Origin of the sequence: Paenibacillus cellulosilyticus, assembly GCF_003182255.1 — a bacterium.
GTDB classification, from domain to species: domain Bacteria; phylum Bacillota; class Bacilli; order Paenibacillales; family Paenibacillaceae; genus Paenibacillus_T; species Paenibacillus_T cellulosilyticus.
The window spans coordinates 160,933-184,745 of record NZ_QGTQ01000005.1 but is presented as its reverse complement, the minus strand read 5'-3'; the positions used below and the strand labels follow the sequence as shown (position 1 = coordinate 184,745).

Genomic DNA, 23,813 nt, shown 5'->3' with positions numbered 1-23,813 from the left:
GATCCAATGGATCTCCCTCTTAGTATGCAGAAGAAGCAGCAGCCATCGCTCATCACGACAGCTGCTGCTTCTTTGATATAAACTTTATTATGCGTGCAAAGCCGCTTGGCGTTTGTAGTGATCCTCAAGCACGAGGCATGCCATTGCTTCGATAACCGGCACGATGCGCGGGCAGATGGACGGATCATGACGGCCTTCCGTCACGATTGGTTTCTCATCGCCGTTGACGTCAATCGTCTTCTGCGGAACCGAGATCGAGGATGTTGGCTTCACTGCAACACGGAATACGATCTCCTCGCCCGTGCTAATGCCGCCTAAGATACCGCCAGCATTGTTCGTGACGAAGCCATCCTTGTTCATATGATCATTATGCTCGCTGCCGAGCATGCGTGCTGCTGCAAAGCCTGCGCCGAACTCGATGCCCTTCACCGCACCGATCGACAGCATCGCCTTCGCGAGGTCTGCGTCGATCTTATCGAATACCGGCTCGCCAAGGCCTGGCTGTACGCCGCGAATACGGCATTCGACGACGCCGCCGCAGCTGTTGCCTTCCTTCGCGAGTCCTTCGATGAGCTTAACCATCTTCTCGGCAGCAACTGGATCGCAGGCACGAACCGCGTTCTTCTCGATGACCTCTTCCGAGTACGTCTCGCATTGAATGCCGCCGATCTCCTTCGTATAAGCCACGATGCTGACGCCGCGCTGCTCCAACGACTTACGCGCTATCGCGCCTGCCGCTACACGGCCAGCTGTCTCCCGGCCCGATGCACGGCCGCTGCCGCGGTGATCGCGGATGCCATACTTCTTCAGGTACGTATAGTCTGCGTGACCTGGGCGGAACAGATTCTGGATGTCGCTGTACGCTTCGGATTTCATGTCATGGTTGTACAGGACGACCATCATCGGCGTTCCCGTTGCTTTGCCTTCGAAGATGCCGGATACGATGTGCACCTTGTCGGATTCCTTACGCGGCGTCGTAACCGACGATTGACCCGGCTTACGACGGTCCATCTGAACTTGAATTTCCGCTTCGCTAATTTCAAGACCTGGTGTAATACCATCGATAATAACGCCTACTGCTTCACCGTGCGACTCGCCGAACGTCGTAATTTTGAACGCTTCACCAAACGTGCTTCCTGACATATGAATACCCTCCATCATGCTGAACGTTGTGATCTTTCCTCTATGTTCAGTATAATCAATTTAGTGAAATTAATGAAATTGTCATTTCTCACAATAGCCATAGAGGTGATCTATATCATGTCAATGATGAACATGGAATGGTATCGCATATTTCTGCATACCGCGCGGGTCGGCAACCTGACGCGTGCAGCACAAGAGCTCCACATTACCCAGCCCTCAGTCAGCTACGCGATCAAGCAGTTAGAGGAAGCACTCGGCGTGAAGCTATTCGACCGCCTCTCCAAGGGAGTAGCGCTAACCTCAGAGGGACGTACGCTGCTCGACTACGTCGAGAAGTCGTTCACCCTGCTCGATAACGGCGAGAAGCAAATCGCTTCGCTGCGCAATTACGCTTCGGGCGAGCTGCGCATCGGCGCGAGCGGCCCGATCATTAAGCATCTGCTGCTGACGCCGCTGGACGAGCTGCGGTCGCAGCATCCGAATGTCCGCATCCGCCTCTTCCAAGGCAACACCGCCGACATTCGTACACGGCTGGTCGAAGGCCAGATCGATCTTGGCTTCGTCCATCTGCCGTATGTCGATCCCGAGCTGCAGATTAAGCCGCTTACAGCCATTCAAGGCTGCTTCGTTGTCGGACCTGCATACAAAGAGCTGGCCCGCCAGCCGATTACGCCTGCGGACCTGAACAAGCTGCCGCTGCTGTTCCTTTCCCGGGGAAGCCATACGCGCCAGTTCATCGAGCGGTGGTTCGCCGAGCAGGGCATTGCGGTCGAAGTCGACATGGAGCTCAACAGCTCCGAGATGCTCGTGGAGCTTGCCCGGCATGGCTACGGTGCCGCGTATGTAACGCGCTCCTTCGTCCAGCAGGAGCTGCGCGACGAAGCGCTGTTCGAATTGACGACGACCGCGCCGATTCCCGAGCGCTTCATTGGCGTCGCAACCCGAAGCAGCGCTTCGCTGTCGCTTATTGCGGATCACTATATGGGGCTGCTGTCGGCTACTTTTTAATCGTAAATTGGGTCAAATGCGCGTAACTGTACACGAATATATCGTTGTCCCGTTGCGCAATGAAATTAGGGCCGTCCTTCAGCAGCACCTTATCCAGCGTCTTGCCCGTGCGCTTGTCGAGTTGATACAGGTAATCCTTCTCCGCCGTGAAGCCATAGCCAGACAAGATGACGTCACCTGAGATGACGAAATTGCCCGCATTGCTCACAAGCGGAGCGGAGCGCCACAGCATTTTGCTGTCGGACAGCCGAATTGCCGTAATATACCCGTTCATTCCGTTCGAGCTTTTCGCATACGTCAGATGGCTATGCGCCACATACAGGATGCCATTCTCGATCGTTGCCCAGCGTACCCGCTCGTAGATGTAGTCATAGTCTGCCTTTACATAGCTCGGCGCAATCGCGTAGTTGATGAAATCATAAGCTTTTATAAACTTGCCCTTAGCTGTATCCATGATGATCATGTAGCGGTTCTCACCAAAGTTCGCGCCATAGATTAGAATCGCATAATTGCCGCTCTTAATCGCCTGCACAATCATCTGGCCCTTATAGGTCGTCGGGACGCCAGCCGGTAAGTTACCCTTAATATTGCGGTCCGGAATCGGTACCGTATACTGTCCTGCCGTATACTCGGGCACCGTAGCCAAATCGAAAGTGACCGGCTGACTCTTCACCGACTTCTGGCTTAGCGTCAGCTTCTTCGTTGCGGTTGATTCTGTGGGCTTGCTCACCACTGCGCTAAGATAATAGCGAAAAGGCGGCTTCGTCAGCTTCTTCAGCGGGAGTGACTCAAGCGCCGCAGCCGCATCGTTTGCCGTCGTCTTTTCAACCGCAGCTGCCGTCGCTGCCTCTGCCTTCACCTCCGTACCTGCCGCTGCTGTCAGCAGGACAATCAGCGTACTGCAAATCCCCAATCTTCGCATCCAGACCGTTGCTCTCATCCTTCAACCTCTCCCCTTCCCAAATTCCAATCCCCACTCTATTTCTACCATAAAATAGGAGAGTTGAAACCTATATTCATGCACACCGCCTCGCGTTCACGTTCTTCCTTCATCTAATGGTTATGACGGCGCTTGTTAGGACTCAGACACGCTCTTTCAGAATTTATGGGTTGCAGGGGGGCTTAATGGCTCTGTATGGTACGAAAAGGGTCCGATTGTGCTGCGATAGCCTCTCTCACAACCGTTGCACGCTCAAACGTCGCTTCTTAACCTCAATAGCCGCTATCGCAACCGCTAGCCAGCCGCCAGTCGAACTTAACTTAAACAAAAAAACGCAGCGAATGACCCGAAGGCCATCCACTGCGGCATTGTTGCGCCACCTATGCGCTGTCGTTAAATCTGTACGAGCAGCAAAATGATCGATGTCAAACTGAAGCACATGCTGATCAAGCAGAGGAACATAAGCACCTGCTTAGTGTTAAGTCCCGCGCGCAGCAGCCGGTAGTGAGCTTGGCTCGCATCTGCCTGGTAAATCGACTTGCCCTGCACGAACCGCCTCGCGACGACGAACAGGTTATCGAAGATCGGGACGCCCAGCGCCAAGATCGGGATGAATATCGACAGCACCGTCGCTTGCTTGAATGCGCCATCCAACGCGATGACGGCAAGCATGAAGCCGATGAACGTCGCCCCGGCGTCACCCATAAAGATACGCGCTGGCGGTCGGTTGAACAGCAGATAGGCTGCCGTTACACCAACGAGTACGATTGCGAGCAGCGCCGAGTTCGACTGCCCCATAACAAGCGCCACGATGAACAGCGTTAAGCCGGAGATCGCCGACAGTCCACCCGCCAGTCCATCCAGTCCATCCGTGAAGTTGATGACGGTCGTCACCCCGAAGATCCACAGAATCGTCAGCACGAATTGCAAAATAACCGGCAATACGACGTACTCACCCGACAGCGGGTTGTAGAAGCCCGAGAACTGGACGCCCGCCATATAGACAAGCACAGCGGCAGAGACTTGTACGATTAGCTTCGGCAGCGCCGGAAAGTCCTTGCCCTTCGTCTTGTACCAATCGTCAATCGTCCCGATGACGAGCAGCAGAATGCCGCCTGCCACAAGCGCCGCGGTCTCCCAAGAGAAGTCTCTGGTAATAACGAGGTATGTGACGAAGAAGCCTATAAAAATCGCATAGCTCGCCGTAAGCGGAATCGGCTTTCGGTGCAGCTTACGCTCCACCCCTGCCCGAGGCTTGTCCACAAAATCAAGCCGGAATGCCAGCTTGCTAAATGGCGGAATGAGCGCGATAACAATGAGAAATGAAAGCACAAAAGCGGCTAAATATAAAATGCTTCTCACCACCGTTACAAAGGCTGTGTAATTTCGAGTCACCTTATATTAACCGCTAATTGTGTCGATTAAACCATTCGCTTCCTCAAAAATCCAGATATTGTGTCAATCAGCGTCTCCATCACGATTATGCCGAGTACAATAATGCCTAAACGATCCCTTCGCGGCTGCTTAGCAAAAGCTTAACATCACTTTTTGCATAAATATGGTTCAATGAAAGGAGCTATCCTCTACTCTTTGACAGACAGGAGCAGTATCCTTATGAATTCGCCGCGAACAGCCATCGTTACGTTATTGGAAACGTCCGATCTGCACGGACATATTTATCCGACCGATTACCGAGGACCCGAAGACAAGCCGATCGGGCTTGCCAAGCTGTCCGCCATTATCCGCAAAGAGCGGAGCATCGATCCGTCGCTGCTGCTCATCGACAACGGGGATCTGCTGCAAGGGACGCCGCTCATGTATCACTATGCCAAATATGGCGCGGTCGGCACCCACCCCGCGGCCGATGCGTTGAATGCGCTGCGTTACGATGCCGCTGTGATCGGCAATCATGAGTTTAACTATGGACCTGATCTGCTGAAGCAGACCGTCTTGCAGTCTGATTGCCCGTGGCTGTCCGCCAACATCGTGAACGAAGCAGACGGACAACCCGCGTTCGGGCAGCCTTACCGCATCTTCACCTTGCCTGCGGGCATCCGCATTGCCGTGCTCGGCGTAACGACGCACTACATTCCAAATTGGGAAAATCCGAACCATATTCGCGGCCTCACCTTCGAGGACGCACTCGAATCCGCAACGCGCTGGGTCCGGCATATTCACGAGCATGAGCGTCCCGATGCGCTTGTTGTCTGCTATCACGGCGGCCTTGAACATGATCCCGTCACTGGCGAACCGACCGAGCCGCTTACCGGCGAGAATCAAGGCTACGAAATGTGTAAGCGAATCGGCGGCATGGACGTCCTGTTCACCGGTCACCAGCATCGCCTGCTTGCCGGTGAAATAAGCGGCGTCGCCTTCGCGCAGCCCGGCTTCGCCGGACAAGCGATCGCCAAAGTCCAACTGACCTTCGAGCAGACGGCGGAAGGTACATGGTCGCTGCGCGGCAAAAAAGCCAGCCTGCTCCTCACAGCGGATGCCGAGGAGCAGGCTGACGAAGAACTGCTTGCACGGTTCGCCGCGAACGAGCGGCAGACGCAGCAGTGGCTCGACCAGCCGATCGGCAGCACGGAAGGCGATCTATCGATTACCGAGCCGTTCGCAGCGCGGCAGGCTGATCACCCGTTCACCGAATTCATCAACCGGGTGCAGATGGAGACAACAGGTGCTGCGATTTCGTGCGCCGCTATTTTTACCGATGAAGCGAGAGGCTTCGGCAAGCGGATTACGATGCGCGACGTTACCGCGAACTATATTTACCCGAACACGCTTAAGGTCGTTCTGCTAACAGGCCGCGAAATCCGAGAAGCGCTTGAGCAGAGCGCCAGCTATTTCGACCGGGACGCGCGTACGGGCGAGCTGCGGGTATCTGCTGCTTACCTCTTGCCGAAGCCGCGCCATTTTGACTATGACATGTGGGAAGGCATCGAGTATGCGCTCGATATATCGCAGCCTGTCGGAGAGCGGGTCGTCAAGCTGCGCTGGAACGACGCGCCTATCGATCCGGAAGCGTCCTTCGAGGTTGCCATGAACAGCTACCGCGCGGGCGGCGGCGGCAACTTCGATATGATCAAGGGCCGACCGGTCGTACGGGAAATACCGACGGACATGACCGAAATCTTAGCCGATTGCATAATGAAGCGTGGCACGATCCGCAGCGAATGCGATCATAACTGGATCGTTTATTGAGTGGCGCGAGGCGTGACTGGCTACCCTTTGACCAATTTGGCGCGCATCTTATTGGACAGCAATTCGATCAGCAGAATAAGGATGACCAGGCCGATTAGAATCGATCCGGCTTGACTCCATTTGTAGCTGTTCATTGCGAAAATAAGCGGCGCGCCGATGCCGCCGGCGCCGACAAGCCCGAGTATGGAAGCTTCGCGCATGTTCATGTCGAACCGGTAAATCGTCACGGACAGGAACACCGACAGCAGCTGCGGCATAATGCCGTAGCGGATTTTCTCGAACGTCGTACAGCCGATGGATGTCATCGATTCGAGCACCTTCACGTCCAGCTCTTCGATCGCGTCCACATAAAGCTTGGCCAGCATGCCGATCGACGTAATGCCGATGGTGAGCACGCCTGCGAACGGACCCGGGCTTGTCACTTTGATCAGCATTAGGCCATAGACGAGCTCCGGAATCGTTCGAATGACGATCAGCAGCAGCCTTGTCAGCCATGCGACTGGCCTCGGGACGACATTCGAAGCCGCTAAGAAAGCGAGCGGAACGGAGAGGATGCCGCCGACGATTGTCCCGAGAAACGCGATCGCAAACGTCTGAACGAGCAAATAGAGTATGCTTTGTTTGGATACGTTGAACAACAGGTCAAGATCAGGATGCACGATCCCTTTCCATATGTTAAGCGCGATTTGAAAACCGCTCTGGTTCACGTCTTTGAAGCTTACGGCGCCCACCGACCAGCCGATCAGAATGATGGCGATGAGCGTAATGGCTAGTCTGTACCATATCCTGCGCGGCGAAGCCTGAAGCTGTCTCTCAACTGTCATCATAGCGAGTTCTCCTTAAAGCGGTCGTTCAAAAAGTCCCCGAAAACCAAACTTTTCAAACACGCATTTAAATTAACTTCTTCCGAAAATGTTCGCTTACCGTTTCGATCAGATAGACGGTAACAACCAGCGCCAATATAATCATCCCTACGCTCGGATAATCCCGCCAACCTATATCCTCTTTAATGAGCAAGCCGATTCCGCCTGCGCCTACGTAACCAAGAATGGCTGCATGTCTGACATTGCCCTCGAAGCAAAATAATGAAGTCGACAAATAACCGGGCAGCACTTGCGGAAAGACCGCATTCCGAAACGCCTGGACACGCGTCATGCCAAGCGATTCCATCGCTTCGAACGGACCCATATCGGCGTTCTCAATCTGTTCATAGAGCAGCTTTCCGACATATGAAACCGTGAATAACGTGATAGCCACTACGCCCGCCATCGGCCCGAGTCCGAACACAAAGGTCGCAATGAGCGCCGTGACGAGCGTCGGCAGCGTTCGAAGCAGGCTAAGAATCGTCTTGAACAACGCAACGATGACTCGGCTGCGGACGACGTTAGAGGAAGCCGCGACGGCGAACGGTACGGCCAGCAGTGACCCGAGTAAAGAGCCGAGCAGCGACATCTGCAGCGTATCCAACAGCGCTCCCGTCAGCTCATGCCAGGAGCTCCAGTTCGGCGGAATCATTTCATCGAAGAGGACAAAAAATTCACCGATCCGATTTACGAGCTTATGCAGATTAAATTCAGTGAGCTGAACCGAGTAATAGATAGCCACAATTAGGATAAGGACAATAAGCGGCAGCCGCGTCCGCTTCTGGTACACGTTTTTGCCGCTTGGCAGCACGATCGGCTTCGGCGGAAACAGTTTATCGTACATGGCGTGCACGCTCCTCGGCCGAGGCTGCTGCCTCTTCCATCTTGCCGCCGTAAATATAGGACAGCACATCCTTCGTCACTTCGGCGGCGCGCCCGTCGAAGACGACCTCGCCCTGACGGATGCCGATGATCCGGTCGGCGTATTCGAGCGCGATCTCCACATGGTGGATGTTCATAATGACGGAAATATTCATGTCTTGATTGATCCGCTTGAAATCGTCCATGACAAGCTTCGCCGTGACCGGATCGAGCGAAGCGATCGGCTCATCAGCGAGAATGATGTCCGGGCTTTGAGCGAGCGTGCGCGCCAGTGCAACCCGCTGCTGCTGGCCGCCCGACAGCTGGTCGACGCGGACGAACGCTTTGTCCAGAATGCCGACCTTCTCCAGCGCCTCCAGCGCTTTCAGCTTCTGATTGCGTGTAAAAATTCCCGTTACCCTCTGCCACAGCGGCATATCGGGCACTAAGGACACGAGCACGTTGTTGATGACGGTCGCGCGAGTAACGAGGTTGAACGATTGAAATATCATGCCGATCCGCCGGCGGAACCGCCGGATTTGCTTGCCCTTGAGCTTCGCTGTGTCGACGCCGTCCACAAGCAGCTGTCCGTCCGAAATGTCATGCATCCGGTTAATGCACCGAATCAAGGTTGACTTGCCGGCACCCGACAAGCCGATTACCGCGACGAATTCGCCTTGCTCGATGCTCAAGTTGATGTTGTTCAACGCGGTCGTACCGTTGGCATACGTTTTGTTCACATTAGTAAACGCGATCATCTGAGTTCTCCGATCTTTTAGTCTTGAACTAGGAAAAGATGAGCACATCAAGGCTGATGCACTCATCTTTCTTCAACAGTATGGATATTGATCATTTGAGAATAGACTGCTAGCGCTATTGATTACTTCTTCAAGCTCTTGATCAGGTCTTGTGCTTTTCTTTCATTGTCATAGTCAGACGCTTGAGCAGCTTGGTAGCCTTCATGGCTGTAGATTTTGATCACATTTTTGCCTGCGTCCGTTTGCGCGATGGCGATGAACGCGTTTTGCAGCGCCGTTTTGAATTCAGGCGTCATCTTCGCATCTTTGTCTTCTTTGCTCACGCTGACCGTATCGTTGTAGATGCCTTGCGTTACGCCGATAACGTTCGTCTCGTCCCAGATCGAAGCTTTACGGCCGAGATCCGTCGTCCATTTCTCCTCGTAATCACGTCTAGCGTCCGCATACGTCACGATGATGTCGGCCTGTCCGCCAGCCAGACGAGCGAAGGAGCTTGCATACGAATCCGACGTTACGACATGCGCGAGGTCGGTAATGCTTTTGTTATAGTTTGCTTGCAGCCAGAGCGTAGGGTAGATGTAGCCTGCCGACGAAGAAGTCGACATTACCATCCAGTTCGCGCTGTTCAGATCGTCCCACGTCAGTTGTTCACCGCCGTTTACTTTCGCAGCCAGCTCTTGGCCTTTCTTCGTTGGGCCTGCAATGAACAGGGCGCGGTAGTACGTCGCTTGATTTTCCGTCGCCTTTGTTGGTTTGTTGTCGTTCCAATCCTTCGGATTGTCCGAATCGTTCGACAGGCCTGCGCGCGTAGCCGTCAGAATAACGTCAGCGCCATCGCTGTACAGCGCGTAAGTGCCGCCAGGAATGAAACCGATATCCGTCGAACCCGACGTCATTGCTTCGCCTACCGCTTCGTACGTCGTACCAACGTCGATGGTAACTTTATCAACGGTGTAGCCTTCCGTTGCCAGTTGGTTTTTGAGCAGATCCTTAAGCGGATCTGTTGCCGTGATGATTTCGCTAGGATCTTTCGAAGGTACGAAGCTCACTTTCAGCTCACTGATTTGTTTGGAAGCATCCGTCGTCGAAGCCGTATCTGTCGATGCGTTCGCATCTGTTGTGGCAGCCTTCGTGTCAGTCGACGAATTGTCCGTCGTCGTCGTGCTGTTCGCAGCGGTGTCAGTCTTTTCATCTTTCTTGTCCGAACCGCAGCCGGCAAGTAGTCCGATAAGGAGTGTAAATACGACAAAGAGTACAAGCTTGTTTTTCACTTTCGATAACCCTCCACTTTTTTCGTCATTCGAATCTCGAAACTATCGTACGCCGACTCTATTAACGGGCGATTATCGGAATGTTAGAATAGTATTGTGAAATTATGTATGTATTGTTAACTAGAAGGAAGTAATCGTTGTTAGCGAACCTCCGACACCTTCACAACAATCGAAACGACGAACGATGCTGCAAAAAAAAGCATGGCGCGATCGCGCCATGCTTACTTCGTTATTCCGCTGACAGCCTATAATGCGCCTGCTTCCTTCACGATCTGCGTCGCCTGCTCGTAATCTTCCTCGCCGACGATGGCTACGAGCATAATGTCTCGGCCAGTGACACGGTTATCCGGTCCGCCTGTACTGTATCCGCTCGCGCTCACACTAGCGGCAGCCAATATTCCTGCGTCTGGCTGATCGAAATCGCCGCCTAACGTCAAATAGCCCAGTCCAGGGAACTCGCCCGTAATCGTGTTGCCTGTCTGATCGAGGCTCTGATAGCCGGTTCCCGCATAGCCGTCGAAACGTTCAACCTTGTATTCAATAAGCTTGAGCTTCTCAAGCCCCTTCAACGCCTGTTCGGCTTGCTCTGGTGTATTGAAATAAGCGAATACCGCTCGATCTCCCATTCGGGCTTCACTCCAATTCGTCCATATCGTATTCGTATCGTGGCAAAAGACCCCAGTAGTGTGCACCTCCCCACTCGTATCTATTCGCAACCACCGAACACGACGACAAAGACCCTGCCGTCTCGCGACGGCAAGGCCTTATGAATGAATGATTAATTATTCCGTGTACATCGCTTTCAGCTTCGCACGCTCTTCTTTCGTCACGCCAAGGCCTTGTTCGATGAAGTTGTCGATCGAGCCGTACTTCGCTTTCATCTCGTCGATTGCCGCTTGCAGGAATTCCTTCTGCACGCCCATCAGTGCCGTGATAGCAGCTACTACGTTCTCGTCGCCGATTTGCTGCTTCACAGCTTCGACTGCTTTCTTGTTCGCTTCTGCACGATATACGTTCGAAGCCAGGTAGTCTTCCATTACCGTCTTCTCGTCAACGCCAAGCGTCAGCAGAATGATTGCCGAGCCAAGGCCCGTGCGGTCTTTACCTGCTGTGCAGTGCTGCACGAGACCGATGTTGTTCGGATCGTTCAACAGTTCCATCAGTTGAATGTAGAACTTCGGTGCGTCAACCATTTGCTTGTTGAAGCCAACCATCATCGCTACAGCCGATGCTTCGTCCTTCATCAGACCCGATGCGATCATCGAGTTCAGGTCAGCTGTGCTGCCTGCATTACCTGCATCTGTACGAATATAGTTCGCACCTGGGATCACCGGGTCAGCGAGTGCGTTAACCTCCGCGTCCGTACGGTAGTCAACGATCGATTTCAGACCCATGTTTTGAACATACGTCAGGTCAGACGCTGTCAGGTGTCCAAGCTCTTCGCCACGGAACAACTTGCCCCACTTCACCGTCTTGCCGTCCGTCGTTTGGTAGCCGCCGAGATCACGGAAGTTGAACGCGCCTTGCAGGTTGACTTTGCGCTCAGCCGTCACGATCGTGTCGCCGTTGCCGCCTTTGATCAAGAAATAGATACGGGAGTTTGGCTTCGGATCAGCCGTTACATAGCCGTTGAAAGCCGTGTAAGTCTTCGCCAGCAGCTTGCCGTTCTTCTCGATGTTGTCTGGGGATGTGCTCCAATATATTTTTGCCGCGCCCAGGTCCGCATTCGCTTTCCAACGAACAACCAGTGTCCCGTCACTCTTACGCTCCACACTTGCTGTCGTGAATTGGCCCTGCTTCTTCACTTGCACAGCCGAATTGGCTGAAGCAGCGAAGCTCGTCATTGGCGCTACAGCGCCGAGCAGGATGGATGCAGCTAGAATCGCGGATGAAAGTTTCTTGTACATGAATGTTTGTGCCCCCTAATAGATATGTGCTTGTACACAAGATTAGGAGATTAGTATTCACATCACATCAACTGCATGTTAAGAGTTAGTAAATGAACGCTGGAATTGTCGTGCACACGCTATGAAACTTCGATATACTTTTTATGTAATCATTTTCCACTTCAGATTGATCGGAGGCTTTCCCCCCTCATGCCGCTTTCCATTACGATCAGACCCGTTCAAGCTGCCGACCATACAGACGTCTATGCCTTTCAACAGGAATATCTAGACTCTGAGCCGTACGAGGCGTTCATTCAGCGGATTGAGCCCCCTTCCGCTTTGTACTTCGCTGCCTATCAGGGGCATCAGCTAGCTGGCATTATCTATGGAGACCCTTCTCGTAACAATGAGCACGAATATGTGCTGCAAGGCGTGGCAGTTAACCTCGACACCACACTTGGCTTGGCGCGGCAGGGTATAGGATCGCAACTGATGCAGACGTTCGAAGCCGCCGCACGGCAGGTTGGCGCGCATTCTATTGGCGTAGGCTCGGCCGACGACCTGAAGGTCGAGCTGTTTTATCTCAGGAATGGCTATGAGCCCATTGAACTCGTTGCGAAAGACGCTAACTATCGCGAGCTTGAGCGCGTGTCCATCCATGATGATGGCTATGGGGCGGGCAAGCAGTTGCAGGAGGAGCTCCGCACGAAGCATGCGGCGCACGAGGTTATTTTTATTTTCGCAAAGATACTGTGAGTTAGAAGGAGGCCCCATCTTGCACATTGGAATCGACTTGGACAACACCGTACTTGACGCAACGACCCCACATCTTCACTACTACAATATAGCCTCTGGCTTAACCTTAACAGCTGACGATGTCGACAATTTCTATTTGTACAAAATGTACGGGTGGAACAAAGAGGAACGCGAAGCCATCTATCATCTGTATGGCCGCGATATTCACTGGCATTCGAATCCGCTGCCGCACGCTGTCGAAGTACTGCAGCAGCTGTATCGCCAGCATCGGCTGTCGATTATTACGGCGCGTCCACTTCTATTCCGCGATGTAACGCTCGAATGGCTCGCGCAGCATGGTATTGCCTATCACGACATTGCTTTCGTTGAGGACAAGCTGCAGCAATGTGCTGATTCGAAGGTCGATGTGCTCATCGACGACGGGCCGCATTATGCAGAGCAGTTCGTACAAGTGGGCAGGCCGGTCATTCTGATGGAACAGCCCTATAATCTATCAGTACCTTCGCACGATCTGCTGTTCCGAGCCACTGGCTGGGCAGACGTACAGAAGCATCTGACAGCTATCGCAGAGCGATAATGGATACAGCAAAAAGGAAGTGATGGCAGCCGTTTGCATCATCCGATTATCACTCAATAAAGTTCTAACGTATAAGATTTCAGAATCAACACTAGACTTTCTTAGATCCTTTTATACAAGGAAAGGGCAACACAAAGGGATCATTCCCTCTGCGTTGCCCTTCCTAATTACACGATTATTTGCTCAGCTCATCAATAACGGCTTGCACGCCGTAGGAATTGCCGATCGGACCGTAACCGAGCGCGAGCTCGCCGTTAATGCTGTACACATGGCCGTTCTGAACCGCCTTAAGCTTCTTCCACACTTCGCTGTCTTCCCAAGCGTCCGTCGCTGCTGCCATCGATTTGTCGCTGTAGTTGAAGTAGCCGAGGAACAGGTAATCTGGATCAAGCGCGGCCAGACCTTCTAAGCTGATCTTCGCACCATCGGCCATATCATTCGATTGTGGAGGCGTCAGGCCAAGGCCTTCATAGTACTGCTTCGTATAGTTCGTGCCTTGCAGATACACTTCCTGCTCACGTACTTGAACGAAGGCTACCGTGCCATTCAAGCTGGACAGCTTCTCTTTGCCTGCATGCTGGTCCGCTTGATACTTCGCGATATAGTCCGCTGCTACGTCCTCTTGTCCGAGAATTTCGCCGAACTTCGTCACGAGCGCTGGCCAGTTGGACCATACATCCGTTTGCGCTTCGTCAATGACGACCGTCTGAGCGATCTTCGAGAGCTCGCCCAGAACGTCCTTGTTGATCGCGTTGCCGGCAATGATCAGGTCCGGGCCGTATGCGAGCAGCTTCTCCAAGTCCACCTGCGTGTTCTCACCGACGATTTGCAGATCTTTTACTTTGTCTACGTAAGGCTTATATTGATCCGAATGAAGCACGGATTGCTGCTCTGTAAAAGGCAGCGCGATGCCTACCGACTCAAGGTCGAACAGCAGCAGCGAGTCGCCGTAACCCCAGTGAACAACGGCAACCTTCTTCGGCTTCTCATTAATCGTAACGTCACCGTTCGCCGTTTGGATCGTGCGCGGGAATTTGCTCTCATCCGCCGCTTTATCCGTCGTTTGCGCTTGGCCGGAGCTGCTGGTTTCCTTGTCCGACTTGTCACTGCTTGAGCAAGCGCTCGTTACAACCGTGAAACTCAATAGAACAACCAGCATGACATACCATTTCATACCCTTAACCATGAAAAGCTCCCTCTCTATGCAGAACTAATAGATAACAATTCTCATTATCAATTAGAACTCTATCACTCTGCTTCTCAAAAGCAAATAGAGAATTTCACCGCTTATGATGGACTATTTCGCTTTCGGTGCAGCCCAACCTGGCCTGGCGGCAGTCCTTTATGCTTCTTGAACAGCCTGCTGAAATAGTACGCGTCCGCATAGCCGACGCTCCGCGCAACGGCGGCAACTGTGAATTGTCCCGTCATGAGCAGCTCATGCGCTCGGTTAATCCGGAATTGAATTAAGTAATCAATCGGCCCTAGGCCAACATATCGATGGAATAGAGACGAGAAATATTTGGGCTTCAGCCCAAAGCTTCCCGCCAGCTGATCCAGCGTCAGCGGCTCTGCATAATGCGATTGAATATATTGAATCGCTTGATCGATAAGCGTATAGCTCTCGCTGTTCTGCTGATGGCGCTCGGCCTGCAGCAGCTTGTGGATCAGCCGATAGAACAGCGCCTTTTTCTCGAGCTCCATCATTCGATCCGGAGAGGACGCCGATTGTAGCAACTGATCGAACAGCCCCATAAGCCCGGGATCCGGTGAAGCATGAAGTAAGCTGACCTCTGTCAGCCTTTTCATCTCTTCTTTGCCCGCTATGGCCTGTGGCAAATAGTGAACGAGTGCGTACTCGAACCCTTCCTTGCTTGTATGAATTTCAAGCCGCTTCTGTACGCCGCCGATAAGGATTTTGCCAGGCTCCAGCCTGTACCGCTCGGTCTCGTCATAAATAAAATCCGCCTGTCCCCGCAGGCTGATAATAACGGCACACTTCGTCGTCGGACGATCAACATGCCCGTCATATACAACGCCTGGTTCCAACTCCGTTCGGTACACGCCATGCACCTCAAGCGGAATGGTTACAAGCGCATGCGCCAATTCTTCCACCAAATAAGCCAACGTCTTCACGCTCCAACGCTGCATTGTCATGCATTTGTCCCTAGTATAGCCAGCCGTTGTGCAATGTGCAAAGCGCCACCTAAAATCCACCAATATGACGAAGATCCCCTTGACGGACGGTTTGGATGCCTCTATACTTTCAGATAATGAGAATCATTATCAATTTTGTATGATGTGATGGACAGTCGTTGGAACTTTGATGATCCAGTAACAAGGGAACGTCTGCTTGATGAGATTGTGAAGATCATGACTGCGAAATAAGCGTTCGAACGATAGATTGCAATGCCAATTCAGCGATTAAGGGAGATGAGCGCATGCACGAACAGGACATTTTTGACGTGACGGTTATTGGGGGAGGTCCCGCGGGACTGTACTCCGCTTTCTACAGCGGCCTGCGTGAATTAAAGACGAAGATTATCGAGTTCCAGTCTTATCTTGGCGGCAAGGTCAATGTCTATCCGGAGAAAATGATCTGGGATATCGGCGGTCTTACGCCTGTCACCGGCGAGCAGCTGATCAAGCAGCTCACTGCACAAGGACGCACGTTCGATCCGACCGTTGTGCTAGGTGAGAAAGTAACCTCCATCTCCAAGAATGAAGATACAGGCATCTTCACCCTGTTCACCTCTTCTGGCGCGGAGCATTACTCCCGCACGGTCATTCTTGCGGTTGGCGGCGGCATTCTGAAGCCGCAGAAGCTGCAGCTGGAAGGCGCCGAGAAGTACGAGGTGTCCAATCTGCATTACACGGTCAAGTCGCTGTCCCGCTTCAAGGGCAGAACGGTGCTCATCTCCGGCGGCGGCAACTCTGCGATCGATTGGGCGAACGAGCTGGAGCCTTTTGCTAAGAAAGTTTATCTGACGTACCGCAAGGAAGCGCTGAAGGGGCATGAAGCCGAAGTTACTCGACTGTTCAAAAGTTCAGTGTCCTGCCTGCTGAATACGGACATTGAGCGGCTCGTTGCAACGGATGACCATACAGCCATCGATCGCGTCGTGCTGCGTAACTTGGATGATCACGCAGTCGTCGAACTGTCCGTGGACGATGTCATCGTCAGCCATGGCTATGAGCGCGATAAAGATCTGCTCGCGAACAGCAAGGTGTCCATCGAGATGAAGAACGAGTGGTGCATCGACGGCACGTCCAGCAGCGAGACGTCTGTGCCGGGCATCTTTGCAGCAGGCGATATTCTTGCGCACGATGGCAAGCTGCACCTGATCGCAGGTGCCTTCCAAGACGCGGCGAACGCCGTCAACAAGGCGAAGCAATATGTAACGCCAACAGCTGAAGCTTGGGGCATGGTCTCCTCGCATAACGAGCTGTTCGAGGAGCGCAATAGGGAGCTGAAGAAGCAGCTGTTTGCGAACTAAAGGACTCTACCCACCTAATTCCTCCCTGCTAGGGAGGACCCCCCGGGGTTTCCCAACCCCGGGACCCCGGAAGGAGAAACGTGGGATGGGGAGAGGCGCGGACTAGATGCTGCATGGTGGGAATCGCGTGCCCCTGTGGGGCAAAGCTTACTGTTGTGTGTGAAAGTCGCCGCCCATTGGGCGGCGACTATTTTTTTCTATATACTCTCAGCAGGTATCCGCATTCGTTAGATAGAGGCGATTTTTAGCTCCTATTTGCTCTCGGTCAGCCACATGTGATCGTTAGAGGTGGTTTTTCGCCTCTATCCGCATCCATCGCAGCCAGAGCGCCAGCTAGGGGCGATTTTTCGCCTCTATATCCACTCAGCCAGCCACGCGTGGTCGTTAGAGGTGGTTTTCCGCCTCTATCTACACCGGCCGCATCGTCCGTGCTGGTTAGAGGCGATTTATCGCTCCTATGTCCACTCGGCCAGCCGCGCGTGCCATATAGAGGCGGGTTTTCACTCCTCATCGTCTCCGCTCATTAGCTCTGCGATCATTTTTTCTCGATTGTTCATGAACTGCTTCATAATGATGAAGTGCTCTGTTTCCTCCAGGTCCTTCTCTTCGATGCCGTCTGGCGATAAATTGTAGATCGTTGCTTCGGGGTACGCCATCAGAATGGGAGAGTGCGTCGCGATAATGAACTGGGAGCCCTTCTCTACCAGCTCGTGAATGCGAGCCAGCATCGACAACTGACGAAGCGGCGACAATGCTGCCTCTGGCTCGTCCAATATATACAGGCCGCGTCCTCCGAACCGATAAAGGAATGTTGCGAAGAACGATTCGCCATGCGATTGCTCATGCAGCGACTTGCCGCCGTAGGAAGCCGTCAATGGCGGACCAAAAGACATCTCCCGATCTAACGCATCAATCTCCGTCGCCAGGTTGTAGTAGCTCTCTGCCCGGAAGAAGAACCCGTCCTTCGGTTTTCGCGTCCCGCGCACAAGCCTTATGTAGTCATACAGCTCAGAGTGTGACGCCTTCGTCGAGAAAGTGAAATTCATCGAACCCCCTTCCGGATTGAAGCCCCACGCAACTGCGATCGCTTCCATAAGCGTCGACTTCCCCATCCCATTGTCACCAACCAAATACGTTACCTTCGGGTGAAAAGACAACGTGCGCAGCTGCTTTACGACCTCTAAGTTGAACGGATAACCATCAAAAGATGGAATGCGCTGTCGATCGAGCTCCACCTGGCGCAGGAATGGCATTAGACCATACATCATGAACACCTCCTCATTCATTCCATTATAAACGATGCCTCTCCATTATTTGAGACCACCTCTATGCCAATAAGTCCGATTTACATACAAAAACCGGCCATCCCACAAGTCCGCAGGATGTCCGGTTTTCTGTTAATGCGCGTATCTCGAAATCACTTGGTCGAGCAGCGAAGCGACGCGCTGCGGTCCACCTAGGACATCCTGCTCGGACACGGTTACGCGGACGAAGCTTTCGTCCATCTCCATCGCCTCTGCGAAGTGGCCGAATAGGCCAACTGCCTTGCGGTCGATCTGAAGCAGAAGCTCTGCGCCACCGCCTTGCTGACGCAAGAAAACCACTTCAAGCTCATCCAGACGACCTCTGTATGCACCAGACTGCGGTTTATATTCCCACTCCTGTACGAACGGCGAATGAGAGCCTCCAAGTCGTGGTGCGTAGATGGTCTCTACCTCGCGAAGCCGGAAGCCAAGCGACTCCACCGCTTGCATGACAGCCCGCATCGCTGGCGTTGCCACGACATCGATCCGGTCCTGGTCAGTCGGGTCTACCGCAGAACGAATATCCGCTGTCGTCTGAATGAAGACTGGCGTTCTGCCGACCGTAAGCGGTGTGCTGACCGGCAGTCGGAACGAGAACTCCACATCCTTCTGCTCATTCGCTCGCAATTGAATCGCTCCCGTTGCACGAACTACGCCGAGCTGCGCCTTCTCCTGTACTTTCGTATCGTTGACTTCTCTCGTGTAGTACGTCATCACAGCCAGATCAATTCCTTCGATTCGCTGTTCGACTGCTCCACCATAAATACGAATGACGCCGCGAATCTCTTCTCCTGGGTAATACGACGATTTCTCGAGCAGCGTATCGACCTTCGCAGAACCGATTCCTACGCTCGCCATAATCCGATTAAATAATGACATCGATTTCCCTCCTGCATCTCGTCCATGAAGATACGATGCAAGGCTTTCACCTCGCTTCCGTGCCTACCAAGCATTTACGGCCGGAATGAAGAATGGATTCATCTTTATTGAATAAGTTCCACAAATTGCTTGGGAATGGAGCACATCCAACACAAAAGCCGCCTCTCGCAAGGCGGCTCCAGAACCTTATTCACTTCTTCCTGCCATACTTCTGTGCATAGGACATCACTCGGCGGTGCATGCTGCGGTTCGAATGCTTCATCGCAGAGAAATACGGCCGTGTATTCACCTCGAGAATCCACGTCCTGCGCTTGCTGTCGAGCGCTATGTCCAGCCCCAGCTCACGGAAGCCCTTGCTGTGCCTGCTGAAAACTCGGCCGACCGAGCGGCCCAGCCGTTCCAGCTGCGCCTCTTTACGTTCAATCGCCGCATTGCCGTAGCCGGCGCCCTTCAGCGTGGAGCGGAAGTACCCAAGACGTCCACCTTGATGATAGTTCGTCGTTACCTTACCCGGCTTGCCGATCTTAGTGAACAGAGCCGTGCTTTTCCAGCTGCCGCCCTTCGACTTCTGAACGACTACGCGAATATCGAACCTGCGGCCCTTCGATTTGGCCAAATTAACCCCTCTTTGAAGCAGATAGGAACGGCCGTGCGCGTGCTTGCTTAGATGTTTGTGTAACGCGCTGAGCGACGACAGACGGCTTTTTGAATAGTTATATTGCGCTTTATAGCCTTTGCCCTTCTTTTGAATACGAATGATGTTCTTACCGCCTGTACCATCAGTCGGCTTGAAATAAACCGTCGAGTATTGCGAAACCATTGAGCTTAAATTGCTTCTGTTAAACAACCTAGTTCTTGGAACGTACCGGCGCGTGGTGCTGCTGGCGAGCAGCCATTTGGTTTTGACCCACTTGCTCTTGACCGATGTACTCCGATAGCCCATAACGATTCCACCCCTTCACTGTAATCGTATGAGCAATCGATAGGACTGGGTCGTGCTCTTGTCTAGCGCTTCCGTCCATATTTGCTAATCTCTAGCTGCCTCATACAACCGCTGTGCAAGAAGTGCTGGTTTCGAGCGAAAATAGGTCATGTGGTCACCCGGCGATTTGATCAGTCTGAACAGGCCAAGCCTGCTCGACATGTGGGGATGCCAGCCGTATCCCTCCCCTTGGGGTAGTACATTATCTTCTGTCAGGTACAAGTAGCTTCTGGGCGTGGACAGCTTATAGAACTGCTTGAGATCGAGTCTCTCGAAGGCAGGCTTGGCTGGTTCTGGCCGCGCTTCGCTGTACAGCTGCTTCGCCAGCGCTAGGTCGGCCACATTGACGAACGTTTCGCGGAACACCGGGAATGGCAGCATGATCGTATCGTCCTTCGATGCCTTCCGCAGTTGCTCGAACGCCTGCAGCATTGGCGGAGGGAATTGGTCCGCCACCGATTGCCCGTCCGCCAGCACGAACGCATTCATGAACACCAGCCGCTTAATGCGATCGGGCACCTGCTCTGCCGCCTTTTGTATAACAGACCCGCCAAAGCTGTGTCCGACCAAAATAATATCTTGGAGATTATTCGCTGTCATATAATCGGCAACTGCCTTTGAGATCATCCCGTGCGTGACATTCGTATTCAGATCACCCCCATGCCCCGGATATTCCGGAATGTACACAACATGCCCCTTTGCACGAAGCTCTGCGGCGACCGGATTCCAGAAGCTCGCATCCGCCCACGAGCCATGCACGAGCACAAACGTCAGAGGTTGAACGGGACTGGCCTGATGTTGTTGCTGACTCTGTTGCTGCTTATATTTCGGCTGATGATGAATACCGGACGATCCGCTGTAAATGGTATACATGCTCCATGATCCACTCCCACAGTCGTAGTCTCTACGCATAGTCTATGAGTTCAATGAACGATCATGCCAGGTCACCGGTCATCTGATCGACCCGCGCATATTCCCGCCATTTTATGGGCAAAAAATGGTGGTGGATTCGTTCCTGTCAGCAGTTGACGCAACCATAAGAAAGGGCGGGTTCTCCATGTGGCGGAACATTCGAGTATGGATTGAGCAGCGGTCGCCCGCTCAGGTGATTGCCGGCTACTATTTGTTGGCTGTGCTGATCGGGATATTGGTATTCAGCATTCCAGCGGTTCAACGTCCCGGGCACGAAGTGTCATTCTTCGATACGGTCTTCATGGCCGTCAGCGTCGTCAGCGACACAGGCCTCGGCGTATTCAATATGGCGGAAACGTACAGCGTATTCGGCTACTTCATGATCATGCTCATGCTGCAGTTCGCGGGTATCGGCATTATGGCGATGAGCACCTTCTTCTGGATTTTGTTCAGACGGCGAATCGGATTGCGTGAACGCCGCCTCATTATGGTCGATAACAACCAACTGGCCTTATCAGGCATTGTGAAGTTGATGCGGGAGACGCTTAAGATCGTACTGTTGACCGAGCTGACCGGCGCGGTCATCTTCGGCTTCCGCTTCCTGCGCTACTACCCAACATGGGAGGAAGCCTTCCTGCAAGGATTGTTCGCATCTGTCAGCGCAACAACCAATGCCGGGATGGACATCACGGGAACATCATTAGCTCCTTACGCCAATGACTACTTCGTGCAGATCATTACGGTTATCTTAATTGTTTTTGGTGCAATCGGGTTTCCGGTCCTTATCGAAGTGAAGGCATTCCTATCGAGGAGGGAGCTTCATCTGGAGCGCAGCTTCCGCTTCTCGCTCTTCGCGAAGATCACTTCCGCCACTTACTTCATCCTGCTTGTTATCGGGACGATTCTGATCTGGCTGCTGGAGAGGAATCATTTTATGAAAAACATGTCGTGGCATGAGAGCTTCTTCTACGCGCTGTTTCAATCGACCACGACGCGAAGCGCAGGGCTGACGACGATGGATATTAACGATTTCACACTGCCAACTCTGCTGCTAATGAGTGTGTACATGTTCATTGGCGGCTCGCCGAACTCGGTAGGCGGAGGCATTCGGACAACAACGTTTGCGCTCAACATGCTGTTCATTTTCAACTTTGCCAAAGGGATTCGGGAGATCAAGGTATTCAAACGCCAATTGCACCAGGACGATATCATGAAGTCGCTTGCGATTACCGTGTTAGCCATTCTAATGTGCACCGCATCCGTCATCGCGATCAGTGCGACCGATCGGTCCATCCCGTTGATGTCGATTATATTCGAGGTCAGTTCGGCCTTCGGAACGGTCGGCATGTCAACCGGCATTACACCAGACCTGAATGCATTCGCCAAATGCGATCTCATGGTGCTCATGTTCGTCGGCAGAATCGGATTGACCTCCGTCCTGCTCATTATGGGCGGCAACAAGAGAGAGCCCAAGATCCGTTATCCGATCGAGCGGGTTATTAACGGGTAATCCCCACACAGCCAAAAAGCACCGTACGACGCATCGGTCGCACGGTGCTTTCTTATATTCCCGCTCCATTAAGAGCTATTCCTCGTCTTCATCGATAACAGCTAAAGGGTTGCCGAACCGCTTGAGCGATCTAGCACGGGCACGCTCCTGCTCCACCTCGCGGTTGCGCGGCTGGGCATTCGTGACCAAGTTATCGAGCAGCTTCTGCGCCGCTGCGGCAACCTCCTCCACAGCCCGCTGAAACACCTCTTCATTCGCTTTGGACGGTGCGTTAAAGCCCGAAAGCTTACGGACGAACTGCACAGCCGCCGCGGTAACCTCGTATTCGGTAGCTGCTGGTTCAAAATTAAATAACGTTCGGATATTTCGGCACATGCTGCGCTTCCTCTCCTTGTCGCGACTTTACGATCCAATATTGGTTACTATAGCATACGTCTTCATACTGATCCACACGAGGTGGTAGACGGCTAGAGCGCCATACAGAATCGTCACGACATAGAGAAGCTTATAAATAACCGATCGGCTGTCAATGCGCTTCAGCAGCACGAAGATTTGTATCATTAATGGAGGCGAACCGCAATCTATCCGATTATTATGGCAGCCAGCCTGCGATCTGGAATACCGTCAAGAGTACCTCAATCACGATGAGGATAACAACGATCCATTCCACGAACAATCCACGTATCGAGTGACTAATCGTCGAGAAGCCCTCCATGATGCGGTACAGTACCTCCGTCTTGCTTTTCAGAATCGTAAACCGGTCATTCATCTCGAAGAACTCCGTCATTCGATCATAGAACTCTCCCGCACTGCTGCTTGTCCACGTAATGTCCGGTTTATCGAGAATCATGACATACGATATCGTGTTATATTCGTGGCGCATAATGTTCGCTGTCTGCCGCGCCAGCTCCTTGTTACCGATCCGCAGCCGGCCTGATTCGAGGCGGTCAATCATCAGCTCGAGACGGTCGTGGATTTTGCCCGATTGCTCCTCAATCTTCTCCAGCGCCACCGACTTCGCCAGTACAGTCGAAATCAGCTCGGGGTAGAACGACTCATAGTCAGACACCACCACATATTCGTCCGTCACTTGAAACTCTGCTTTCTTATCCGTATGAAGACTGTAATCGTCGGTATATTGGTGAATGTTCATCAGATCAATTCCGGGTTCAAACGCATGAACGAAGCGCATGAAGCTCGATATTTCGTCCGCATGGCTATGATTAATGAACACAACGCTGCCGAACGAGAATACCAGGACCTGCTGCGACTTGTCCATTTCCTTGTGCAGGATTGACTTAAGCGTATCGCCCTTCAGAATAAGCGGCTCTTCCCAGGTGAATTTCTTTGGAATGCCGCAGTGTGTGGCGATTTTGTTCAGATCAATTTCGTTGGCTACAGCAAAAGCTTTAAACGTAAGCTCCTTCATGATTGCCGCCCCTTTCGAAGCCCATTATATATC

General features: G+C 52.8%; 25 protein-coding genes. 6 read left to right on the top strand and 19 right to left on the bottom strand.

Annotated features, from left to right (window positions below):
• Positions 1-87: 87 nt before the first annotated feature.
• Positions 88-1,143: a chorismate synthase gene (gene aroC / locus DFQ01_RS09925; protein WP_110043726.1), complete on the bottom strand. Its 1,056-nt coding sequence runs from the start codon at positions 1,141-1,143 to the stop codon at positions 88-90.
• 117 nt (positions 1,144-1,260) lie between these two features.
• On the opposite strand from aroC, the gene DFQ01_RS09920 reads away from it, so the two are divergent.
• On the top strand, positions 1,261-2,151 hold the full coding sequence (locus DFQ01_RS09920; protein ID WP_342769984.1) for a LysR family transcriptional regulator: 891 nt from the start codon (positions 1,261-1,263) through the stop codon (positions 2,149-2,151).
• Here DFQ01_RS09920 and DFQ01_RS09915 read toward each other — a convergent pair.
• Together DFQ01_RS09915 and DFQ01_RS09910 are read right to left on the bottom strand one after the other, a co-directional pair.
• Positions 2,141-3,091 (bottom strand): hypothetical protein, encoded by a 951-nt coding sequence (locus tag DFQ01_RS09915; protein WP_110043725.1) that lies wholly within the window; start codon positions 3,089-3,091, stop codon positions 2,141-2,143. The genes DFQ01_RS09920 and DFQ01_RS09915 overlap by 11 nt on opposite strands.
• 393 nt (positions 3,092-3,484) lie before the next feature.
• Positions 3,485-4,444, bottom strand: coding sequence for an MraY family glycosyltransferase (locus tag DFQ01_RS09910; RefSeq protein WP_425452382.1), 960 nt, complete (start codon positions 4,442-4,444; stop codon positions 3,485-3,487).
• Positions 4,445-4,705: 261 nt separating this feature from the next.
• Here DFQ01_RS09910 and DFQ01_RS09900 point away from each other — a divergent pair, with 261 nt between their 5' ends.
• Positions 4,706-6,295: a bifunctional metallophosphatase/5'-nucleotidase gene (locus DFQ01_RS09900; protein WP_110043723.1), complete on the top strand. Its 1,590-nt coding sequence runs from the start codon at positions 4,706-4,708 to the stop codon at positions 6,293-6,295.
• A 20-nt stretch (positions 6,296-6,315) separates the two neighbouring features.
• Here DFQ01_RS09900 and phnE (DFQ01_RS09895) read toward each other — a convergent pair whose 3' ends face one another.
• From phnE (DFQ01_RS09895) to DFQ01_RS09870, 6 genes are all read right to left on the bottom strand, one after another.
• The gene (gene phnE, locus DFQ01_RS09895; protein WP_110043722.1) at positions 6,316-7,122 is read right to left on the bottom strand and encodes a phosphonate ABC transporter, permease protein PhnE; all 807 of its coding nucleotides are present in this window, start codon (positions 7,120-7,122) and stop codon (positions 6,316-6,318) included.
• Between the two features lie 64 nt (positions 7,123-7,186).
• Entirely contained in the window at positions 7,187-8,002 is an 816-nt protein-coding gene (gene phnE / locus DFQ01_RS09890; RefSeq protein WP_110043721.1) for a phosphonate ABC transporter, permease protein PhnE, read from the bottom strand.
• Complete coding sequence (gene phnC / locus DFQ01_RS09885) at positions 7,992-8,777, bottom strand: phosphonate ABC transporter ATP-binding protein (RefSeq protein WP_110043720.1); 786 nt, start codon at positions 8,775-8,777, stop codon at positions 7,992-7,994. The genes phnE (DFQ01_RS09890) and phnC overlap by 11 nt, the downstream gene beginning before the upstream one ends.
• 122 nt (positions 8,778-8,899) lie before the next feature.
• Positions 8,900-10,048 carry a phosphate/phosphite/phosphonate ABC transporter substrate-binding protein gene (locus tag DFQ01_RS09880; protein WP_110043719.1) on the bottom strand — a complete coding sequence of 383 codons (1,149 nt, stop codon included), beginning with the start codon at positions 10,046-10,048 and terminating at the stop codon, positions 8,900-8,902.
• Between the two features lie 245 nt (positions 10,049-10,293).
• Entirely contained in the window at positions 10,294-10,674 is a 381-nt protein-coding gene (locus DFQ01_RS09875) for a hypothetical protein (RefSeq protein ID WP_110043718.1), read from the bottom strand.
• Between the two features lie 156 nt (positions 10,675-10,830).
• Positions 10,831-11,955, bottom strand: coding sequence for a tyrosine-protein phosphatase (locus tag DFQ01_RS09870; protein WP_110043717.1), 1,125 nt, complete (start codon positions 11,953-11,955; stop codon positions 10,831-10,833).
• Between the two features lie 189 nt (positions 11,956-12,144).
• On the opposite strand from DFQ01_RS09870, the gene DFQ01_RS09865 reads away from it, so the two are divergent.
• Complete coding sequence (locus DFQ01_RS09865; RefSeq protein ID WP_110043716.1) at positions 12,145-12,690, top strand: GNAT family N-acetyltransferase; 546 nt, start codon at positions 12,145-12,147, stop codon at positions 12,688-12,690.
• Between the two features lie 19 nt (positions 12,691-12,709).
• A complete protein-coding gene (locus DFQ01_RS09860; protein WP_174812469.1) occupies positions 12,710-13,267 on the top strand; it encodes a 5' nucleotidase, NT5C type in 558 nt (185 codons plus the stop codon).
• 175 nt (positions 13,268-13,442) lie between these two features.
• Here the strand turns inward: DFQ01_RS09860 and DFQ01_RS09855 are convergent, their stop codons facing one another.
• Positions 13,443-14,453: an ABC transporter substrate-binding protein gene (locus tag DFQ01_RS09855; RefSeq protein WP_245946605.1), complete on the bottom strand. Its 1,011-nt coding sequence runs from the start codon at positions 14,451-14,453 to the stop codon at positions 13,443-13,445.
• A gap of 101 nt (positions 14,454-14,554) precedes the next feature.
• Positions 14,555-15,424 (bottom strand): AraC family transcriptional regulator, encoded by an 870-nt coding sequence (locus tag DFQ01_RS09850; protein ID WP_245946604.1) that lies wholly within the window; start codon positions 15,422-15,424, stop codon positions 14,555-14,557.
• A 284-nt stretch (positions 15,425-15,708) separates the two neighbouring features.
• Here DFQ01_RS09850 and DFQ01_RS09845 point away from each other — a divergent pair, with 284 nt between their 5' ends.
• Positions 15,709-16,764 (top strand): NAD(P)/FAD-dependent oxidoreductase, encoded by a 1,056-nt coding sequence (locus DFQ01_RS09845; RefSeq protein WP_110043714.1) that lies wholly within the window; start codon positions 15,709-15,711, stop codon positions 16,762-16,764.
• Between the two features lie 500 nt (positions 16,765-17,264).
• On the opposite strand, the gene DFQ01_RS09840 is transcribed toward DFQ01_RS09845, so the two are convergent.
• From DFQ01_RS09840 to DFQ01_RS09825, 5 genes are all read right to left on the bottom strand, one after another.
• Positions 17,265-18,032: an AAA family ATPase gene (locus DFQ01_RS09840; RefSeq protein ID WP_110043713.1), complete on the bottom strand. Its 768-nt coding sequence runs from the start codon at positions 18,030-18,032 to the stop codon at positions 17,265-17,267.
• A 129-nt stretch (positions 18,033-18,161) separates the two neighbouring features.
• Positions 18,162-18,947 (bottom strand): sporulation protein, encoded by a 786-nt coding sequence (locus tag DFQ01_RS09835; protein ID WP_110043712.1) that lies wholly within the window; start codon positions 18,945-18,947, stop codon positions 18,162-18,164.
• Between the two features lie 190 nt (positions 18,948-19,137).
• Positions 19,138-19,839 carry a YheC/YheD family protein gene (locus DFQ01_RS09830; RefSeq protein ID WP_245946612.1) on the bottom strand — a complete coding sequence of 234 codons (702 nt, stop codon included), beginning with the start codon at positions 19,837-19,839 and terminating at the stop codon, positions 19,138-19,140.
• Positions 19,796-19,969, bottom strand: coding sequence for a hypothetical protein (locus tag DFQ01_RS31550; protein ID WP_245946615.1), 174 nt, complete (start codon positions 19,967-19,969; stop codon positions 19,796-19,798). The genes DFQ01_RS09830 and DFQ01_RS31550 overlap by 44 nt, the downstream gene beginning before the upstream one ends.
• A 5-nt stretch (positions 19,970-19,974) precedes the next feature.
• Positions 19,975-20,802, bottom strand: a complete 828-nt coding sequence (locus DFQ01_RS09825; protein WP_110043710.1) for an alpha/beta fold hydrolase — start codon at positions 20,800-20,802, stop codon at positions 19,975-19,977.
• Between the two features lie 184 nt (positions 20,803-20,986).
• On the opposite strand from DFQ01_RS09825, the gene DFQ01_RS09820 reads away from it, so the two are divergent.
• On the top strand, positions 20,987-22,351 hold the full coding sequence (locus DFQ01_RS09820; protein WP_110043709.1) for a TrkH family potassium uptake protein: 1,365 nt from the start codon (positions 20,987-20,989) through the stop codon (positions 22,349-22,351).
• A 75-nt stretch (positions 22,352-22,426) separates the two neighbouring features.
• Here DFQ01_RS09820 and DFQ01_RS09815 read toward each other — a convergent pair whose 3' ends face one another.
• Genes DFQ01_RS09815 through DFQ01_RS09810 form a run of 3 tightly spaced genes read right to left on the bottom strand, consistent with a single transcriptional unit; the run spans position 22,427 to position 23,780 of the window.
• Positions 22,427-22,726, bottom strand: a complete 300-nt coding sequence (locus DFQ01_RS09815; RefSeq protein WP_110043708.1) for a DUF2277 domain-containing protein — start codon at positions 22,724-22,726, stop codon at positions 22,427-22,429.
• A 27-nt stretch (positions 22,727-22,753) separates the two neighbouring features.
• Positions 22,754-22,912: a hypothetical protein gene (locus tag DFQ01_RS31045; protein WP_174812468.1), complete on the bottom strand. Its 159-nt coding sequence runs from the start codon at positions 22,910-22,912 to the stop codon at positions 22,754-22,756.
• A 31-nt stretch (positions 22,913-22,943) separates the two neighbouring features.
• Entirely contained in the window at positions 22,944-23,780 is an 837-nt protein-coding gene (locus tag DFQ01_RS09810; protein ID WP_110043707.1) for an RMD1 family protein, read from the bottom strand.
• Between the last annotated feature and the right edge of the window lie 33 nt (positions 23,781-23,813).

Coding starts and splice junctions, on each gene's coding strand:
- DFQ01_RS31550 (WP_245946615.1), bottom strand. CDS start 19,969: ATGGACGGAAGCGCTAGACAAGAGCACGACCCAGTCCTATCGATTGCT.
- aroC (WP_110043726.1), bottom strand. CDS start 1,143: ATGTCAGGAAGCACGTTTGGTGAAGCGTTCAAAATTACGACGTTCGGC.
- DFQ01_RS09825 (WP_110043710.1), bottom strand. CDS start 20,802: ATGTATACCATTTACAGCGGATCGTCCGGTATTCATCATCAGCCGAAA.
- DFQ01_RS09915 (WP_110043725.1), bottom strand. CDS start 3,091: ATGAGAGCAACGGTCTGGATGCGAAGATTGGGGATTTGCAGTACGCTG.
- DFQ01_RS31045 (WP_174812468.1), bottom strand. CDS start 22,912: ATGATACAAATCTTCGTGCTGCTGAAGCGCATTGACAGCCGATCGGTT.
- DFQ01_RS09810 (WP_110043707.1), bottom strand. CDS start 23,780: ATGAAGGAGCTTACGTTTAAAGCTTTTGCTGTAGCCAACGAAATTGAT.
- DFQ01_RS09870 (WP_110043717.1), bottom strand. CDS start 11,955: ATGTACAAGAAACTTTCATCCGCGATTCTAGCTGCATCCATCCTGCTC.
- phnE (WP_110043721.1), bottom strand. CDS start 8,002: ATGTACGATAAACTGTTTCCGCCGAAGCCGATCGTGCTGCCAAGCGGC.
- DFQ01_RS09840 (WP_110043713.1), bottom strand. CDS start 18,032: ATGATGTATGGTCTAATGCCATTCCTGCGCCAGGTGGAGCTCGATCGA.
- DFQ01_RS09815 (WP_110043708.1), bottom strand. CDS start 22,726: ATGTGCCGAAATATCCGAACGTTATTTAATTTTGAACCAGCAGCTACC.
- DFQ01_RS09920 (WP_342769984.1), top strand. CDS start 1,261: ATGTCAATGATGAACATGGAATGGTATCGCATATTTCTGCATACCGCG.
- DFQ01_RS09900 (WP_110043723.1), top strand. CDS start 4,706: ATGAATTCGCCGCGAACAGCCATCGTTACGTTATTGGAAACGTCCGAT.
- DFQ01_RS09850 (WP_245946604.1), bottom strand. CDS start 15,424: ATGACAATGCAGCGTTGGAGCGTGAAGACGTTGGCTTATTTGGTGGAA.
- DFQ01_RS09845 (WP_110043714.1), top strand. CDS start 15,709: ATGCACGAACAGGACATTTTTGACGTGACGGTTATTGGGGGAGGTCCC.
- DFQ01_RS09865 (WP_110043716.1), top strand. CDS start 12,145: ATGCCGCTTTCCATTACGATCAGACCCGTTCAAGCTGCCGACCATACA.
- phnC (WP_110043720.1), bottom strand. CDS start 8,777: ATGATCGCGTTTACTAATGTGAACAAAACGTATGCCAACGGTACGACC.
- DFQ01_RS09875 (WP_110043718.1), bottom strand. CDS start 10,674: ATGGGAGATCGAGCGGTATTCGCTTATTTCAATACACCAGAGCAAGCC.
- phnE (WP_110043722.1), bottom strand. CDS start 7,122: ATGATGACAGTTGAGAGACAGCTTCAGGCTTCGCCGCGCAGGATATGG.
- DFQ01_RS09855 (WP_245946605.1), bottom strand. CDS start 14,453: ATGGTTAAGGGTATGAAATGGTATGTCATGCTGGTTGTTCTATTGAGT.
- DFQ01_RS09820 (WP_110043709.1), top strand. CDS start 20,987: ATGTGGCGGAACATTCGAGTATGGATTGAGCAGCGGTCGCCCGCTCAG.
- DFQ01_RS09835 (WP_110043712.1), bottom strand. CDS start 18,947: ATGTCATTATTTAATCGGATTATGGCGAGCGTAGGAATCGGTTCTGCG.